The sequence below is a fragment of the Thioalkalivibrio sp. ARh3 genome, from assembly GCF_000377265.1.
Taxonomy (GTDB): Bacteria; Pseudomonadota; Gammaproteobacteria; order Ectothiorhodospirales; family Ectothiorhodospiraceae; genus Thioalkalivibrio; species Thioalkalivibrio thiocyanoxidans.
The window spans coordinates 274,460-291,101 of sequence record NZ_KB897947.1 but is presented as its reverse complement, the minus strand read 5'-3'; the positions used below and the strand labels follow the sequence as shown (position 1 = coordinate 291,101).

The 16,642-nt window shown below is 67.4% G+C and carries 16 protein-coding genes; 10 read left to right on the top strand and 6 right to left on the bottom strand.

The genetic code is table 11. The features are described from left to right. Positions 1 to 4 precede the first annotated feature (4 nt). Together C995_RS0101360 and C995_RS0101355 are read right to left on the bottom strand one after the other, a co-directional pair. Positions 5 to 424 (bottom strand): PA2779 family protein, encoded by a 420-nt coding sequence (locus tag C995_RS0101360; RefSeq protein WP_018863220.1) that lies wholly within the window; start codon positions 422 to 424, stop codon positions 5 to 7. Positions 425 to 591: 167 nt separating this feature from the next. Further along, on the bottom strand, positions 592 to 1,029 hold the full coding sequence (locus tag C995_RS0101355; RefSeq protein WP_018863219.1) for a hypothetical protein: 438 nt from the start codon (positions 1,027 to 1,029) through the stop codon (positions 592 to 594). A 155-nt stretch (positions 1,030 to 1,184) separates the two neighbouring features. Between C995_RS0101355 and C995_RS13765 the strand changes: the two genes are divergently transcribed. Next, positions 1,185 to 1,424 (top strand): GDCCVxC domain-containing (seleno)protein, encoded by a 240-nt coding sequence (locus C995_RS13765; protein ID WP_081618857.1) that lies wholly within the window; start codon positions 1,185 to 1,187, stop codon positions 1,422 to 1,424. Positions 1,425 to 1,433: 9 nt separating this feature from the next. On the opposite strand, the gene C995_RS0101350 is transcribed toward C995_RS13765, so the two are convergent. Further along, positions 1,434 to 2,699, bottom strand: coding sequence for a 6-phosphofructokinase (locus C995_RS0101350; protein WP_018863218.1), 1,266 nt, complete (start codon positions 2,697 to 2,699; stop codon positions 1,434 to 1,436). A gap of 219 nt (positions 2,700 to 2,918) precedes the next feature. Here C995_RS0101350 and C995_RS0101345 point away from each other — a divergent pair, with 219 nt between their 5' ends. The 4 genes from C995_RS0101345 (at position 2,919) to C995_RS0101330 (ending at position 7,340) form a co-directional block, all read left to right on the top strand. Continuing rightward, entirely contained in the window at positions 2,919 to 3,932 is a 1,014-nt protein-coding gene (locus tag C995_RS0101345; protein WP_018863217.1) for a class 1 fructose-bisphosphatase, read from the top strand. A 116-nt stretch (positions 3,933 to 4,048) separates the two neighbouring features. Further along, positions 4,049 to 5,020, top strand: a complete 972-nt coding sequence (locus tag C995_RS0101340; RefSeq protein ID WP_018863216.1) for a chromate resistance protein ChrB domain-containing protein — start codon at positions 4,049 to 4,051, stop codon at positions 5,018 to 5,020. Continuing rightward, a complete protein-coding gene (chrA, locus tag C995_RS0101335) occupies positions 5,017 to 6,369 on the top strand; it encodes a chromate efflux transporter (RefSeq protein ID WP_018863215.1) in 1,353 nt (450 codons plus the stop codon). The genes C995_RS0101340 and chrA overlap by 4 nt, the downstream gene beginning before the upstream one ends. 11 nt (positions 6,370 to 6,380) lie before the next feature. Continuing rightward, a complete protein-coding gene (locus tag C995_RS0101330) occupies positions 6,381 to 7,340 on the top strand; it encodes an MBL fold metallo-hydrolase (RefSeq protein WP_018863214.1) in 960 nt (319 codons plus the stop codon). A gap of 52 nt (positions 7,341 to 7,392) precedes the next feature. Here C995_RS0101330 and C995_RS0101325 read toward each other — a convergent pair whose 3' ends face one another. The 3 genes from C995_RS0101325 to C995_RS0101315 all read right to left on the bottom strand — a co-directional run bounded on the left by C995_RS0101325 (position 7,393) and on the right by C995_RS0101315 (position 11,896). Continuing rightward, positions 7,393 to 8,388: a 2-hydroxyacid dehydrogenase gene (locus C995_RS0101325; RefSeq protein ID WP_018863213.1), complete on the bottom strand. Its 996-nt coding sequence runs from the start codon at positions 8,386 to 8,388 to the stop codon at positions 7,393 to 7,395. A gap of 158 nt (positions 8,389 to 8,546) precedes the next feature. After that, the gene (locus C995_RS0101320) at positions 8,547 to 10,541 is read right to left on the bottom strand and encodes a CocE/NonD family hydrolase (RefSeq protein WP_018863212.1); all 1,995 of its coding nucleotides are present in this window, start codon (positions 10,539 to 10,541) and stop codon (positions 8,547 to 8,549) included. A gap of 26 nt (positions 10,542 to 10,567) precedes the next feature. After that, positions 10,568 to 11,896, bottom strand: coding sequence for an acetyl-CoA carboxylase biotin carboxylase subunit family protein (locus C995_RS0101315; protein ID WP_018863211.1), 1,329 nt, complete (start codon positions 11,894 to 11,896; stop codon positions 10,568 to 10,570). A gap of 188 nt (positions 11,897 to 12,084) precedes the next feature. On the opposite strand from C995_RS0101315, the gene C995_RS0101310 reads away from it, so the two are divergent. Genes C995_RS0101310 through C995_RS0101290 form a run of 5 tightly spaced genes read left to right on the top strand, consistent with a single transcriptional unit; the run spans position 12,085 to position 16,609 of the window. Beyond that, positions 12,085 to 13,194, top strand: coding sequence for a 4Fe-4S dicluster domain-containing protein (locus tag C995_RS0101310; protein WP_026278875.1), 1,110 nt, complete (start codon positions 12,085 to 12,087; stop codon positions 13,192 to 13,194). Then, a complete protein-coding gene (locus C995_RS0101305) occupies positions 13,191 to 13,664 on the top strand; it encodes a Crp/Fnr family transcriptional regulator (RefSeq protein WP_018863209.1) in 474 nt (157 codons plus the stop codon). Before C995_RS0101310 ends, C995_RS0101305 begins: the two co-directional genes overlap by 4 nt. After that, entirely contained in the window at positions 13,654 to 14,529 is an 876-nt protein-coding gene (locus tag C995_RS0101300; RefSeq protein ID WP_018863208.1) for an FAD/NAD(P)-binding protein, read from the top strand. Before C995_RS0101305 ends, C995_RS0101300 begins: the two co-directional genes overlap by 11 nt. After that, positions 14,526 to 15,314, top strand: a complete 789-nt coding sequence (locus C995_RS0101295; protein ID WP_018863207.1) for an oxidoreductase — start codon at positions 14,526 to 14,528, stop codon at positions 15,312 to 15,314. The genes C995_RS0101300 and C995_RS0101295 overlap by 4 nt, the downstream gene beginning before the upstream one ends. Then, complete coding sequence (locus C995_RS0101290) at positions 15,311 to 16,609, top strand: Ni/Fe hydrogenase subunit alpha (RefSeq protein WP_018863206.1); 1,299 nt, start codon at positions 15,311 to 15,313, stop codon at positions 16,607 to 16,609. Before C995_RS0101295 ends, C995_RS0101290 begins: the two co-directional genes overlap by 4 nt. Positions 16,610 to 16,642: the final 33 nt, after the last annotated feature.

Here is a 16,642-nt window from a genome sequence, read left to right as displayed (position 1 = left end):
CGATCTAGCGTTCGCGCGCCGGGCCCACGAACGCAAAGATGTCGGTCACGCCGACCGCATCCAGGATCACCAGCACGATGAACACGATCGCGACCACCCCGACTACACCGGCGGCACCGGCCGGGTCGGTCTCCATGCGGGCCTCAAGCTGGGCCAGCTCGTCCGGGGTCAGACGGGCCACACGCTCCTGGGCTCGATCGGGGTCCACCCCCATCTCGACCAGCTTTTCGCGAACGGCCTGGTCATCCAGCTGCTTGAGCAATTGAGCACGGGTGTCCTCCGCGCTGGTCTGCTGGATCATGGAACCCGTATCCACCATCCCAACATCTGCAAAGGCTGGGGTGGCGGGCAACAAGACCAGCGCCATCGCAACCAGAAAAGCGGCAGGGGCGGACAACCAACGACGATGCGGTGCGTGGAACATGGTCGAACTCCTTTTTCGATTGAACAGGCCCGACAATCCGCCGGGTTTCACCACTTGAGTGTAGCCGACGGCGCTAACTCGCCAAGCCCCCGTATGCTCATTTTTTCGCGCCCGGTCACGCTATGGAGCCCCGGTCCGGGAACCGCAACTCCATCACGCGAAAGCGATCAGCTCTCTTCTGGGGGATCGACCTTTTCGATCTCGTACTCGAGCACCTCGACCGAGCGGGCCCAGGCGCCACCACAGACGCTGTTGTCTCGCGTGCGCTCGCGCATGTCACCCGGGGCAATGGTGCCGAAGCGACGGGTATCGGTGCGCACATCGTCATCCAGGTCACCCGGGCAGGTGTACGCCGTCTTGGTGACCGTTACCTCGACGTAGTCATCGGTCTCGTTGACGACACGCCACTCGCCCCGCACGTTGTCGCAGCCATGGTCGCGTAGACGGTATTCGACCTTGACGCCCTCCGGCGAGCCCTCGGCCGGCAGCCAGTACGCGCCCTGGGCCGATACGGTCGCGGGAGCGGCAAAGGCCCCCATCAAGGCGGCGGCCGCAAGGCCTGCCAGCGTCCGGTTCAGGATTTGGCTTGTCATGATCTCCTCCACAATCTCTGGACTTCGTCTGGCCCTCTTGCGTGGCCTTCATCTCACATTAGACGCCCGGAGTTCGCCACATATGCCGTTTCCGGGCGCGACAAAGGGTTTTTTCTCGATCGAGCCCCTCTGCAATGTCCATCATCCATGGCGCGCCTGAAAGAGCGATGAATGAGGTTGTCCTGGAGTCGACCCTGACCTGCCCCGAATGCGGGCATCAGAAGACGGAAGCGATGCCCACCGACGCCTGCCAGTGGTTCTACGAGTGCACGGGCTGCGGCGTCTTGCTGCGCCCGCTTCCAGGGGATTGCTGCGTGTTCTGCTCTTTTGGAACCGTGCCCTGCCCGCCCATTCAGCAGAAAGGCCCGGGCGGCTGCTGTATACCCGCGAACCCTTCGGGCAGATGACCTCGGTGCCTACTCCGTCTTGACCTCGAACGGGGGGCAGCGTTTTGGCAGCAACTCGCCACGAATGCGCGTATAGCAGGGGAGGCCGCGCTCGAATGGAGGCTCGTCCTCGCCCTGGATCAGTGGGCGCAGGTAGTCGCGCGCGGCCTGGGTGATGCCGTAGCCATCCGGAGTGATGTAGTTGCGCGGCATGCCCTGCTCGATATCGGCGACGGTCTCCAGCGGGGTGAACCCGATGCTCCAGCGATAGGGCTTGTTGGAGTCGCGCCGGATAATCGGCATGAAGGCGTCCTCGCCGGCCACTACACCCTCCACCGCCGCGCGCCCACAGGCATAGGCCTGCTCCACGTCTACCTTCGACGTGATATGGCGCGCGGCACGCTGGATGTAGTCCACCACCGCCCAGTGCAGCTTGTGCCCGGTCTTCTCGCGGATCAGCTCGGCCAGGCGCGGGGCGGCACCTCCAAGCTGGGTGTAGGCATAGACATCGTGGCTTTGGGCGACCGAGAACAGGTCGCCATCCGGATTCTTGATGCCCTCGGAGACGACCACCACGCAATAGCCGTGACGCTCGATGGTGCGGTTCAGATGCTCCAGGAAGTCGTCCTGGTCGAACGGGACCTCGGCGAACAGGATCAGCATTGGTGGCTGGCCGTCGAACTCCTGTGCCAGCGCCGCAGCAGCCGCCAGCCAGCCGGCATGGCGCCCCATCACCTCCAGCACGAACACCTTGGTGGAACTGGTGTGCATGGACTCGACATCCAGACTGGCCTCGCGCACTGCGGTGGCGATGAACTTGGCGGCAGAGCCGAAGCCCGGGCTGGAGTCGGTGACGGCAAGGTCGTTGTCGATGGTCTTGGGCACGCCGATCGCCTTGATCGGAAAGCCCATGCGATCGCCCATCTTCGCGATCTTCAGCGCGGTATCCATGGAGCCGCCGCCGCCGTTGTAGAAGAAGGTACCAATGTCATGGGCGCGGAAGACCTCGACCAGGCGCTCGTACTGTTGCGGGTCCTTGTCCGGGTCGCCCAGGTCGAAGCGGCAGGAACCGAACGCCCCGCCTGGCGTATGGCGCAGGGCCGCCAGGGTCAGTGGGTCCTCGTGGTCGAGGTCGATGATCTCTTCGCGCAGGACACCCAGGATGCCGTCGCGCGCCGCAAAGATCTTGCCGAAGTGGGCCGGGTGGGCGCGTACCGCCTCGATCACCCCCCAGGCGCTGGCGTTGATGACGGCGGTGACCCCGCCCGACTGGGCGTACAGCGCGTTCTGCGGCATGCGAATCCTCCATTTCCTGTTGGTTCCCGGATACCGAGCAAACACAGTGCCAGGCCGGTCACGCCACGATCAGTACTGTGGATCGGCCCCTCCGGGTGCTTTTGCTACACTATGCCGCCTTTGACACCCGGCGCGCCGGGGCCGTTCGCCCCGCGACGGGGCTGCTGTGCCCCATTTCGCGCCGTGTCGCCCGATTCACAACAGCATCAGGATTGCATCATGCATATCGGTACCACTCTGACCAACTGCATCATCGAAACCCAGCGCGGCATCCAGGGCGCGACCGGCGAATTCACCGGTCTGCTGAACGACATCTCCGTGGCATGCAAGAAGATCTCCAACCTCGTCGACAAGGGCGATCTGGTCGGCGTGCTCGGTTCCGCGGGTTCCGAGAACGTGCAGGGCGAGACGCAGAAGAAGCTCGACATCATCACCAACGAGGTGTTCATCGAGAGCCTGAGCCACAACGGCCACGCGGCCGGCCTGGCCTCCGAGGAGATGGACGAGATCTGCGAGATGCCGGCCGGTGCGCCGCGCGGTCATTACCTGGTCCTGTTCGACCCGCTGGACGGCTCCTCCAACATCGATGTGAACGTCTCCGTCGGCACGATCTTCTCGATCCTGAAGGCCCCCGAGGGTGTGACCGATCCCAAGACCGAGGACTTCCTGCAGCCGGGTACCAAGCAGGTCGCCGCCGGCTACTGCCTGTACGGCCCGTCCACCATGATGGTGATGGCCACCGGCCAGGGCGTGAAGATGTTCACGCTGGACAAGGACTTCGGTGAATTCCTGCTGACCAAGGACAGCGTGAACATCCCGGAGGACACCCAGGAGTTCGCGATCAACATGTCCAACAGCCGCTTCTGGGAAGCGCCGATCAAGCGCTACATCGACGAGTGCCTGGCCGGCAAGGAAGGCCCGCGCGGCAAGGACTTCAACATGCGCTGGGTCGCCTCCATGGTCGCCGAGGTGCACCGCATCCTGTGCCGTGGCGGGGTGTTCATGTACCCGATGGACACGAAGATGAAGGCCAAGGGCACGACCGGCAAGCTGCGCCTGATGTACGAGGCCAACCCGATGAGCTTCATTGTCGAACAGGCCGGCGGCGTCGCTACCACCGGCCGCGAGCGCATCATGGACATCAGCCCCGAGGGCATCCACCAGCGCGTGCCGGTGGTGCTCGGTGCGAAGAACGAAGTGGAGCGCATCACCGGCTACCACAACGAGGGCTGATCGCCAGGCCTTTGTAGCGCCTTTCTATAGGCCCGGCACCCGCAAGGTGCCGGGCCTTTTTTGTGCCCGCAGATTGATCTTTGTCACGGGCGTTACACTGATGATATATCTGTAACATGGATTCTGCAGATACCGACTGGCAATTGCTCATTCTCGCCTTTCAGGGCGGTCAGGACTCGACCCGGGTCCGGCTCTGGCGCGCGCTGAAGGCCCTGGGCGCCGCCACGCTGCGCGACGGCGTCTATCTCCTGCCCAACCGCTCCGATCTGCGCAACGCCCTGCTGGAACTGGCGGAATCCGCACGCGCGGCGGGCAACCAGGCCTACCACCTGCCGGTAGCCGCCAGCGCCGAGGAACAGGCGCATTACCGCGGCCTGTTCGACCGCGAGGCCGAGTACCGCACCCTGCAGACCAGCGCCGAGACCCTCCTGGGCCAGCTGCCTGGACTCGGCGAAGCCGAGCTGCTCAAGCGCCTGCGCCAGATCCATCGCGAGGCGGAGCAGCTGCGCCGCACCGACTACTTTCCGGGACCCGGACGCGGACCCCTGGAAGCCCAGCTGGCCCGGCTCGAATCCGCGGCTCAGGCAATGCTCTCGCCGGACGAACCCTCACCCGCACCCGACACCGGCATCCCCCGCCTGGATCCGGCGGACTACCGGGGCCGGTTGTGGGCGACGCGCGCGGCCATGTGGGTCGACCGGGTCGCCAGTGCCTGGCTGATTCGCGAATTCATCGACCCCCAGGCGCGTTTTGTCTGGCTCAACACGCCAGCCGAGTGCCCGGGCGAGGCCCTGGGCTTCGACTTCGACGGGGCCGCCTTCACCCACGTTGGCGACCGGGTCACCTTCGAGGTGCTGCTGGCCGCCTTCGGCCTGGAGCGCGACAGTGGCCTCGCCGGCCTGGCCGAGATGGTGCACTTCCTGGATGTCGGCGGCCGCCCCATCCCCGAAGCGCCGGGCTTCGAGAGCATCCTGACCGGGGCCAAACAGCAATGCGCGGACGACGATGACCTGCTGGCCCGGATGACCCCGGTGCTGCACGACCTCCGCCAGGCCTATGAACAACAATCCGGAGGGGCCTCCAGATGACGGATCCCGAGCAGGCGACAACACAACGACCCGCCCCGCCCACTCGAGCCGAGGCCTTTCGCTACTGGCTGAAACTCGGCTTCATCAGTTTCGGTGGCGCCGCCGGGCAGATCGGCATGATGCACGACGAGCTGGTGGAACGGCGTCGCTGGGTCTCCGAGAAACGCTTCCTGCATGCGCTGAACTACACCATGGTGCTGCCGGGGCCCGAGGCCCAGCAGCTGGCGACCTATCTCGGCTGGCTGCTGCACGGCACCTTCGGCGGCCTGATGGCGGGGCTGCTGTTCATCCTGCCCTCGCTGTTCCTGATGATCGGGCTGTCGTGGGCGTATCTGGTCTTTGGCGACGTCCCTGCGGTGGAGGCCGTGTTCTACGGCATCAAGCCGGCGGTGGTTGCGATCATCGTCTATGCCGGCTGGCGCATCGGCGGGCGGGTGCTCAACAACGGCCTGCTGTGGCTGATGGCCATCGTGGCCTTTCTGGCGATATTCGCGCTCAACATTCCGTTTCCGTACATCATCATCACGGCGGGCATTCTCGGCTGGCTGGGCAGTCGCGTCTGGCCGGAGCGCTTCCAAAGTGGCGAATCGCACGGCACCGGCAGTGCCCAGTCCCGTGGCCCGGCGGTGGTGGACGACGATACGCCACCGGCGCCCTGGATGCAGTTTCGCTGGGCACGGGTAACGCGCTTCCTGGTGGTTGGCCTGGGCCTGTGGGCCGTCGTGTTCGGGGCCCTGCTCGCCGTGTTCGGCTGGGATGCCACGCTGACCCGCATGGGCCAGTTCTTCACCCAGACCGCACTGGTCACCTTTGGCGGGGCGTATGCGGTACTGCCCTATGTGTACCAGGGCGGGGTCGAGACCTATGGCTGGCTGAGCCCGACGCAGATGATCGACGGCCTGGCCCTGGGCGAGTCCACGCCCGGGCCGCTGATCATGGTGGTCACGTTCGTCGGATTCATCGGCGGCTGGACGCAGGCCTTTCTCGGGCCGGACCAGATCGTGCTGGCCGCCCTGCTGGGGGCACTGGTCGCGACGTTCTTCACCTTCCTGCCCTCGTTCCTGTTCATCCTGGTCGGCGCACCGCTGGTCGAGCGCACCCGCGGGGACCTGCACTTTACCGGGCCGCTGACAGGCATCACCGCCGCCGTCGTCGGCGTGATCACCAACCTGGCGGTGTTCTTCACCTGGCACGTGCTGTGGCCGGACGGATTCGAAGGTGCCTTCGAATGGTTCTCGGCCCTGCTGGGCATCGCCGCCTTCATCGCCCTGGCCCGCTTCCGGGTCGGCATCATCCCGCTGATCGCTGTCTGCGCCGGCCTCGGTGCGAAGTATCAGCTTCTGTTCTAGGAGTTCGTGACATGCTGAAGAACACGCAAAACAGGGCCCAGCTCGTTCTGGCCCTTGCGGCTTTGGCTCTAAGCCCGCTGCTCGCGGCCAAGGAGGCGCCCATCCTGCCGGAACCCGAGGCGGTCTCGGAACATGCCCATGCGTGGGTCGGGCCATACGGCGGGCCGGACACCGAAAACCAGGGCTTTCGCATGAACCTGGGTTACGTGGTCGGCGAAGACGCCGTGGCCGTGATCGATTCCGGCCATACCCCGGAGATGGCCAAAGAGATGCTGGAGCATATCCGCGCGACGACCGACAAGCCGGTGCGCTACGTGATCAACACCAACTCGCAGCCGCACCGCTTCATGGGCAATGACGTCTTTCGCGAGGCCGGCGCCGACATCCTGGCCGCGCCCGAGGCCGTCGATCGCATGCAGGGCAACGCCTCGATGTTCGCCATGCAGCTCGAGAACGCGCTGGATCGGCCGGAAGGCTCCACCGAGCACCCCGAACCACCGAACGTGATGGTCGAGGATCGCGAGGAACTGGATCTGGGCGGTGTCACCCTGGGCGTTCGCCATGTGGGCAGTGCCCACACCCACGGCAGCCTGATCGCGGTGGTCGAGCCCGACAATGTCGTATTTGCCGGCGACGTGCTCTACGGGGGCCGCCTGCTGGCCATCCTGTCCGACGGCAGCATGGAGGGCTGGCTGGAGGCCTACGAACTCCTGCAGGACGAATACGCGGATGCGAAATTCATCCCGGGCCACGGGGAGCCGGGCGCACTGTCGACCTTCGACCACCCGACCCACGACTACCTGCGCGCGCTGTGGGACCACATGATTGAGGCGGCGGACATGGGCACTGACATGCAGTCGGCCATCGGAGCCTTCGATGCTTCGCCGTGGCAGGACCTGGCCGACTTCGACGACCTGGCGCCACGCAACGCGAATATCGCCTATCAGGAGGCCGAGAGCGCCTTGTTCTAGAAAGGCATGGAACTCGACTTCCTCGGGGTTCGCACTTCCCGGGGAAGTCGAATCAGACGACGCGGCCCTCGGGTTGCGCGTCCGGGTCCTGGTGCAGGGTGGTCAGGTTGGCGACGGTGGTGTCGGCGATGTTGGCCAGGGCCTCGCGGGTCAGGAAGGCCTGGTGGCCGGTGACCAGCACATCGTCGCGCTGCATCAGCCGCGCCAGGCGCCGGTCCGGCAGGCCGGACAGCGACCAGTCGTGGAAGAACAGTCCCGCCTCGGCCTCGTAGACATCCAGCGCGAGTCCCCCCAGCTGACCCGAGTCCAGCGCGACCTCGGCGGCATTGGTATCCACCAGCGCCCCGCGCGCGGTGTTGATCAGAAAGGCCCCGCGCGGCATCCGCGCCAGGGTATCGGCATTGATCATATGCCGGTTCTCCGGGGTCATCGGGCAGCTCAGGCTGACCACCGAGGACTCGGCCAGCAGCGTATCCAGGCCCAGATACTCCACCCCCGCGGCCTGCAGCTCCGCGTTCGGGTACGGGTCATGCGCAATCACGCGACAGCCAAAGCCGAGCATGATCCGGGCGAAGGCCTGTCCGATCCGTCCGGTGCCGACGATGCCCACGGTCCGTCCGACGAGATCGAAGCCCGTCAGGTGGTCGAGGCGAAAATCGCCGCGCCGGGTCCGCTCCCAGGCCCGGTGCACCCGGCGGTTCAGGGTCATCAAGAGGGCGACGGCATGCTCCGCGATCGCGTTCGGGGAGTAGGCTGGAACCCGCCCCACGCGCACGCCGCGTTCGCGGGCCCGCGCCACATCCAGGTTGTCGTACCCGGAACAGCGCAGCGCGACCACATGAATCCCCTGGTCCGCCAGCCCGTCGATCACGCGGCGGTGCAGGTCGTCGTTGGTGAACACGCAGACCGCGTCCGCGCCCCGGGCCAGATGCACCGTCTCAGCGGTCAGGCGCTCGGCGTGCACCCCCGGCACCATCCCGGCGGCCACCAGCGCCGGTTCCAGGTATTCGCGATCATGCTGCTGGACACTGAACAGGGTAACCCGCATATCGGTCTCTCTCGTCCTGGGATTGTCCGGGTACATGCTCGGCCTGCGCAGGGCGTCCCGGGTGTCTTGCTTGCGCGCGCGCTTAGCGCGGGCACCGGTCTTTGCAGGGGCAGCATAACGCAGGAACCAGCCCGGAACGGGCCAGTCCTGCGCCTGCCTCAGACGAGATCGCGGGGTATCCGTAGATCCCAGTTGCGGGCAAAGACCCGGCGTTCGCCCTCGTACGCATCCAGCTGGGCATGGATCTCGAACTCGGTTGGGGTCGAGGTGAGGAGCGTGCGGGTGACCGTTCTAACCTCCCAGTCGCCGCGGCGGAAACCGCGTTCCCAGAGGGTTTCCCCGCGCGCGGAGTTGAAGTCGTCGCCCAGGTAGCTGTACCACTCCAGCGTGCGGCGCTGCATCTCCAGGTCCAGCGCCTCCAGGTGCACTGTACCGCTGTCGTTGATCACCTCCAGCGTGGAGCGGTCTTCCTCCAGGTCGCGGATTACCCGCCAGGTGTGGCGCGGCGTGGTCAGCTGGTCGCTGGCGGTGGACGGCGGGCTGCCCTCGGCCTCGTCGAAGCGGATGCCCGCGTCCTCCTCCCGCGGTGGCCGGCGCGGCAGGCACAGCCGGCTCGCGCCGGTGGTGATATGCAGGCACACCGGCTCCGGCGGCGGCCAGGCGAGCGGGAAATACGACGTGGAGACCGACAGGCGCAGACGGTGCCCGGCGGGAAAGGTCTGCGCCACGTCGTTCAGCTTCACGCGCACGTCGTAGTGCCGCCCCGGCTCCAGCGGCTGCGGGTCCTCCGAGCTGTCGCGGTGGGTGAGATTCAGCAGGCCGTAGGTGACCCGGGTCGCCTTGTCGTCCTCGGCGACATCCGACAGGCGCACCGCGACCATCGCCACCGGGCGGTTCACGCGCAGCCGCAGTTCCACGCAGGCCGCGCCGAGGATCTCCAGTGGTGCGTCGAGCGGCGCACTGGTGAACACCAGCGCGCCGCCGTCCTCCTCGCGCTGGTCGTGCGGCAGGTCGGGTGTCGCGGCATACGAGCACCACTTGCCGGCGAACAGCCCGACGCTGAGCGGCGACTGCAGCGACATCTCCCGCTCCGGGACCGACTCCTCGGCGCCGGCCAGGCGTCCTGGCCAGGCCAGGGGAAGGGCCTGCTCCTCCATATGTGGCGACGGCCATTCCGGTTCCCCGATCCAGCGCCCGGGCCGCTCCGGGTAATGTGTGGTGGGTGGCATGCTGTCCTGCATCCAGGCGCGCAGCATCGGCTTGTCCATGATCCCGTTGTCGACTCCCTTCAGCCAGTGATCCCACCAGCGCAGGCACTCCTGCAGAAAGCCGATCGCCGGGCCGGGCACGCCCTGGTGCGGGTACTTGTGGCTCCACGGCCCGACCAGCCCCTGGCGTGGCACCTGCAGCCCGGCCAGCAGGCGGAACACCGCGTTGGAGTAACCGTCGGCCCAGCCGCTGACGGCCATCACCGGGGTCTGCACGGCGGACCAGTCCTCGCAGATCGAGCCGTGCTTCCAGTAGTCGTCGCGGCGCTGGTGGCGCAGCCACTTCTCCAGCCACAGCCCGCTGCCCTCCAGCCGCTGGAACCACATCTCGCGCCAGCGCTCGCCCACGATCTCCGGATCGGGGGGCAGGGAGTTGTAGGCGAACATGGTCGAGGCCCAGGACAGATTGTCGCCCAGCAGGCAGCCACCCATGTGATGGACATCGTCGGCGTAGCGGTCATCGGTGGAACAGACGCTGACCACCGCCTTCAGCTCCGGCGGTTGCAATGCCGCGATCTGCAGGCCGTTGAAGCCGCCCCAGGAGATGCCGATCATGCCGACGCTGCCATTGCACCAGGGCTGCTCGCCCATCCAGCGCAGGACCTCCACGCCGTCGTCGAGCTCCTGCTGCAGGTATTCGTCCTCCAGCACCCCCTCGGAGTCGCCCGAGCCGCGCAGGTCCACCCGCAGACAGGCGTAGCCGTGACCGGCGAAGTAGTGGTGGATCGCGTCGTCGCGCAGGCGGGTAGAGTCGCGCCGGCGGTACGGGATGTATTCCAGGATTGCGGGGACGGGCCGCTGTTCGGCGCCCTCTGGGCGCCACAGTCGGGCGGCCAGCTGCGTACCGTCGGGCAGCGGGATCGGGATGTATTCCTCGACTGCCACGGGGCAGGGAAGGTCGGTGACTGTTCTCACGTCGGCACGTTCTCCTTGCGGTGGGGCGTGACGGGCTCGAATGCCATGGGCAGTCGCTCCATGACGCGCGCGTAGGTTCGTTCCAGGTCGGTGTGGTTCGCAGCCCCCAGAAACAGTGTCGCCACCTCGTAGGAATAGCTGTCCTGATAGCACAGCTCCGACAGCAGCATGCCCTCCTCGACCTCGATCTGAATGACCAGTCCCGGGAACTCGGCCTCGACGGCCGCGATCTCGGATGCCGTCGGAACCCGCACGACCCGCGCATCCTGATACCGGCGAACCATGAACTTGGCCGCACATGCGAATTCCCCCTGGCGATGCGGCATGGCGGGCTCGTGGCCCAGCCCGAGCTCGATCATCACCTGGTGGTGGTAGCAGCCATCGACCATCCGGAACAGCGGGGCGTGGGACTTGGAGATCCGGGTATTGATCTCCAGCAGCCAGATCCGGTCCGTGGCCTCGTCCCAGTAGAACTCCATGTTGAACGGGGCGCAGTCATAACCCACCTGGCGGATCACGCGGTCCGCGATCTCGCCCATGCGCGCCTGCACGCCCTCCGGCAAGGTCGACGGATACTGGTAGCGCGAGAACGACGAGCCGGCCGCACCCTCGCGCAGCGAGTCGACCGCACCATAGATCCGCACCTCGCCCTGCCAGGCATACCCCTCCAGGGTGCACTGACGCCCCTCCGATATCAGGGCCTCGACAATGCAGTGGTTGCCGTCGATTCCGGCTACCTCCGGCGGCAACGTCGCGTGCCCCAGCACATGGTTGAAGGGTTCGCCAAAGCGATCGATCTCCCGGCGGATCCGCTGCATGGCACGCCGGAAGTCCTCCGCATCGTCGATACGAAAACCGAGATAGGAGAGCACCGACTTCACCGGTTTGATCCAGAACGGAAAATCCAGGGTGACCTCGCGCAGCGGATCGCTCGAAAACGGGTTGACCGCGCAGAAGGCCGGGATGTTTTCGGGCACCACGCGGGCCTGTTCCAGCCGACTCCAGTACTTGTGCTCGCACTTCAGCACGCTTTCCAAGGTCGGCCCCGGCAGGTCCCTGGCTAGGCGCAGGAGGGGCAGGATGGTGCTGACCGGGAAGTCCCAGAACCCGACCACGGCATCCACCGTGCCGGGAAACTGCGCCAGCCGTTCGCGACCCTCGATGAGTATCCGGCGCACCGGAAACCGGGCGCAGGGCTTGACCTCCTCGCGCGTGAAAAGCGCATGGAAGGCATAGCCCTCCGCCCCGGGCAAGGTCCGAAGCTGGGCCAGATGAAAGTCGTCCAGACCGACCACGAAGATATTGCGCCTCGCCGACGCATCCATAACCGCCATCGCTTCCCCCGGACAAACGGGTCTCCAGGGCCGCACACGGCCCTCTACGGAGTGTGGCAGGTATTCTGGCTATTACCAGCCAGGGGTGTCGCTGGATCGCGCCTCGCTCTTGCCGCACTATGGGTGCGTGTGGGCGCTTGGCCGTACCGCGCGGCTCGCCCGAGGCGCAGGAGTCGTTTGTGGAAGTGATCGCACCGCAAGCCGTGGACACGCTGATCCGCCTGCTGGCCGGCGACGGCTACGAGGTGGTGGGTCCGACGCGGCGCGACGGGGCGATCGTCTACGATCGCGTGCACGGTCTCGACGACCTGCCGGCGGGCTGGACCGACGAGCACGCCCCCGGCCACTACCGCCTGCGCGCGCGTGACGACGCGGCCCTGTTCGGCTATGTGGTCGGGCCGCACTCCTGGAAGAAGTACCTGTTCCCACCCGAGGAGACCCTGTTCCGGCTGACCCGTCAGCCGGACGGCGGCTTCGTGACCGAGCCGGGCGAAGCGGTCCCGCCGCGCGCGTTCATCGGCATGCGCGCCTGCGAGCTGGCGGCGATCGCCGTGCAGGACCGGGTGTTCCTGGGACAGGCGGTGCAGGATCGCGGCTATGCGGCGCGGCGTCGGGACGTGTTCATGGTCGCGGCCCACTGCGCGGAGCCCGGCGGCACCTGCTTCTGTGCCTCGATGGATACCGGGCCCCGTGCGCAGGAGGGCTACGACCTGGCCCTGACCGAGGTGGTCGACGGCGGGCAGCACTTTCTGGTCGTCGAGGCCGGGAGCGAGGCGGGGCGCGCGATGTTCGAGCGGCTGGAGCCGCGCCCGGCCACGGACGCCGAGCAGGCCGCGGCCGAACGGGTATGGGCCGAGGCCCCGGAAAAGATGGGCCGGCAGATGCCCGGCGACGCCCGCGAGGTGCTGAACCGGGCCTTCGAGCACCCGCGCTGGGAAGAGACGGCCGAGCGCTGCCTGTCCTGCTCCAACTGCACGCTGGTCTGCCCCACCTGTTTTTGCTCGCAGGTCGAGGAGGTTCCCGATCTGGAGGGCCAGCGCACCGAGCGCGTGCGGCGCTGGGATTCCTGTTTCAACCAGGAACACTCGCACCTGGTCGGTGGCGCCCACCGCGACTCGGTGGCCGCGCGCTACCGCCAGTGGATCACCCACAAGCTCGCGACCTGGCACGATCAGTTCGGCACCTCCGGCTGTGTCGGCTGCGGGCGCTGCATCACCTGGTGCCCGGTGGGGATCGACATCACCGAGGAGGTCACGGCGGTACGCCGCGACCCGGAGGGCCGGGCATGAACGAGCTGCAGGCGATCCTCGAAGACCAGCCGTTTTTCGCCGACATGGAGCCGGAACACCGGCGCCTGCTGGCGGCCTGCGCCGCGAAGCTCAGCTACCCGACGGACACGCGGCTGATGCGCGACCACGAGCCGGCGGAGACCTTCTGGCTGATCCGCGAGGGCCAGGTCGCGCTGGAGAGCCCGCTGCGCGAAGGCTGCGTGACCTTCCAGACCCTGGGGCCCGGCGACATCCTCGGCTGGTCATGGCTGCTGCCGCCGTATCGCGCCAGTTACGACGCTCGTGCCCTGTCCGAGCTGCATACCCTGCGCTTCGATGCCGGCGTGCTGCGGGGGCACATGGAGGCCGACCCGGCGTTCGGCTACATGCTGATGAAACATTTTTCCGCGCTGATCGTGCAGCGGCTGCAGGCCGCGCGGTTGCAGGCGCTGGACATCTACAGCCACGGAGGGCCCGGGCATGGCACCTGAGACCCTGCAGCCCCGCGCCGACAGCGCCCTGCCGGAGCAGGCGATGGCCCCGCAGCCCTGGCGCATCCGTTCCGTGCGGCCGGACGTCGCCAGCAACGAGGTGTTCAGCTGGACGCTGTACCCCGAGCCGGGGGTGGAGCCGGAGCCGCCGCCGGCGCCCGGGCAGTTCAACATGCTCTACCTGTTCGGCGTGGGCGAGGTGCCGATCTCGGTGTCCGCGATCACCGCTGATGGCGGCATCGTGCACACCACCCGCGCGGTGGGCAGCGTGACCCGCACGATGCAGGATCTGGGACCCGGCGCGGTGGTCGGCCTGCGCGGCCCGTTCGGTACCGCCTGGCCGGTGGAGCAGGCCCTAGGCCGCGACCTGGTGCTGGTCGCCGGCGGCATCGGTCTGGCCCCTCTGCGGCCGGTGATCCATGCGGCGCTGGAACGGCGCGACGACTTCGGCCATGTGGTGATCTGTTACGGCGCGCGCTCGCCCGGCGACATGATCTTCCGCGACGAGCTGGATGCCTGGGCCGCGCGCAATGATCTCGATCTGCGCATTACCGTGGATCGCGGCACCGCCGCGTGGCGCGGCGATGTCGGCGTGGTCACCCAGCTCGTCGACCGCGGCGGCTTCGACCGGCGCAACACGGTCGCGATGGTCTGCGGCCCGGAGGTGATGATGCGCTTCGCCGCCGCCTCGCTGGAGCGCCGCGGCCTGAAGCCGGAGGACATCTACGTCTCCATGGAGCGCAACATGCGCTGCGCGGTGGGCTTTTGCGGGCACTGCCAGATCGGGGCGCAGTTCGTCTGCCGCGACGGCCCGGTCTTCCCCTACCCGGTGATGGAACCGGCCTTCCGGATACGGGAACTATGAGTGCCGAACGTCCGACCCTTGCCGTATTCAAGTTCGCCTCCTGCGATGGCTGCCAACTCTCGCTGCTCGACTGCGAGGACGAGCTGCTGGCGGTGACCGACCGGATTCAGCTCGCGCACTTTCCCGAGGCCACGCGCACTCGCATCGACGGGCCCTGGGACCTGACGCTGGTGGAGGGCTCGATCACCACGCCGGAGGCGGCCAAGGAGATCCGCGAGATCCGCCGAGCCTCGAAGTTCCTGGTGACCATCGGCGCCTGCGCCACCACCGGCGGCATCCAGGCCCTGCGCAATTTCGCGGACGTCGAGGAATTTACCCGCCAGGTCTACGCCTACCCGGAATACATCGAGACCCTGGCCACCTCGGATGCGATCAGCCAGCACGTGCCGGTGGACTTCGAACTGCGCGGCTGCCCGATCGACAAGTACCAGCTGCTGGAGGTCATCAGCGCGTTCCTCTACGGCCGCCGCCCGCAGGTCTCCAGCGCCAGCGTCTGCGAGGAGTGCAAGCGGGCGGGGCAGGTCTGCGTGATGGTCGCCCACGGCACGCCGTGCCTCGGCCCGGTCACCCACGCCGGTTGCGGCGCGCTGTGCCCCGGCTGTCACCGCGGCTGCTACGGCTGCTTCGGCCCCAAGGAGACGCCCAACGCGCCCGGCCTGTCCGGGCAGCTGGAGGCCCTCGGCATGGAGCGCGCCACCCGCGTGCGCTTCTACCGCACCTTCAATGCCGGCGCCGACGCCTTCCGCGAGGAGAGCGAGCGCGAAGAATCAGGAAACGGACCATGAGCGAGACCCGCACCATCGAAGTCGACTACCTCGCCCGCGTGGAGGGCGAGGGCGCCATGTACGTGCGCACCGAGGGCGACCGCGTGGAGGAGGTGAAGCTGTCGATCTTCGAGGCCCCGCGCTTCTTCGAGGGCTTCCTGCGCGGGCGCGACTTCCGCGAGGCCCCGGACATCACCGCGCGCATCTGCGGCATCTGCCCGATCGCCTACCAGCTGGGCGCCTCGCTGGCGATGGAGGACATCTGCGGCGTGACCGTGGACGGCGTGCTGCAGGACCTGCGCCGGCTGGCCTACTGCGGCGAATGGATCGAGAGCCACGCCCTGCACGTGTTCATGCTCCACCTGCCGGACTTCCTCGGCTATCCCGACGCGGTCACCGCCGCCAAGGACCACCCCGAAATGGTGCGCAACGGCCTGCGCATCAAGAAGATCGGCAACGCCATCCTGCGCCTGCTGGGCGGGCGCGAGATCCACCCGGTCAACCTGCGCGTCGGCGGCTTCTACCGCACGCCGACGCCTGCCGAGGTCGCCGGCCTGCGCGAGGACCTGGCCTGGGGCCTGGAGGCGTCCTGCGAGGTGGCCGAATTCCTCGCCACCCTCGACTACCCGAACCTGGAGCGCGACTACGAGTTCGTGTCGCTGGTGCACCCGGACGAATACCCGATCACCCACGGCCGCCTCGGCTCCGGCAGCGGTCTGGACGCCGCCATCCGCGACTACGACGACGTCTTCACCGAGGAGCACGTCGCCCACTCCAACGCCTTGCACAGCCACCGCTCCGACAGTGGCGAACCGGTGTTCATGGGCCCGCTGGCGCGCTTCGCGCTGAACCGCGAACGCCTCACCCCGCGCGCCGCCGAGCTGGCCGAGCGCGCCGGGCTGGGCGCGGCCTGCCGCAACCCGTTTCGCAGCATCCAGGTGCGCATGGTCGAGATCGTGCTCGCCTTCGAGGAGGCCCTGCGCCTGGTCGACGGCTACCGGGCCGCGCCGGCCGAACCCGCGCTGCCGGTCACCCCGCGCGCCGGCACCGGCTTCGGCGCTACCGAGGCCCCGCGCGGCATCTGCTACCACCGCTACAGCATCGACGACGCGGGCATCATCACCGACGCCAAGATCGTCCCGCCCACCTCGGTCAACCAGCCCACCATCGAGGCCGACCTGCGCGAACTGGTGCAGACCCACCTCCACCTGCCGGACGACGAACTGCGCCACCACTGCGAGGTCGCCATCCGCAACTACGACCCCTGCATCTCCTGCGCCACCCACTTCCTCGATCTCACCGTCGACCGAAAGTGATGCCTTGAGCAAAACGGAACGCTTGATTCTGCG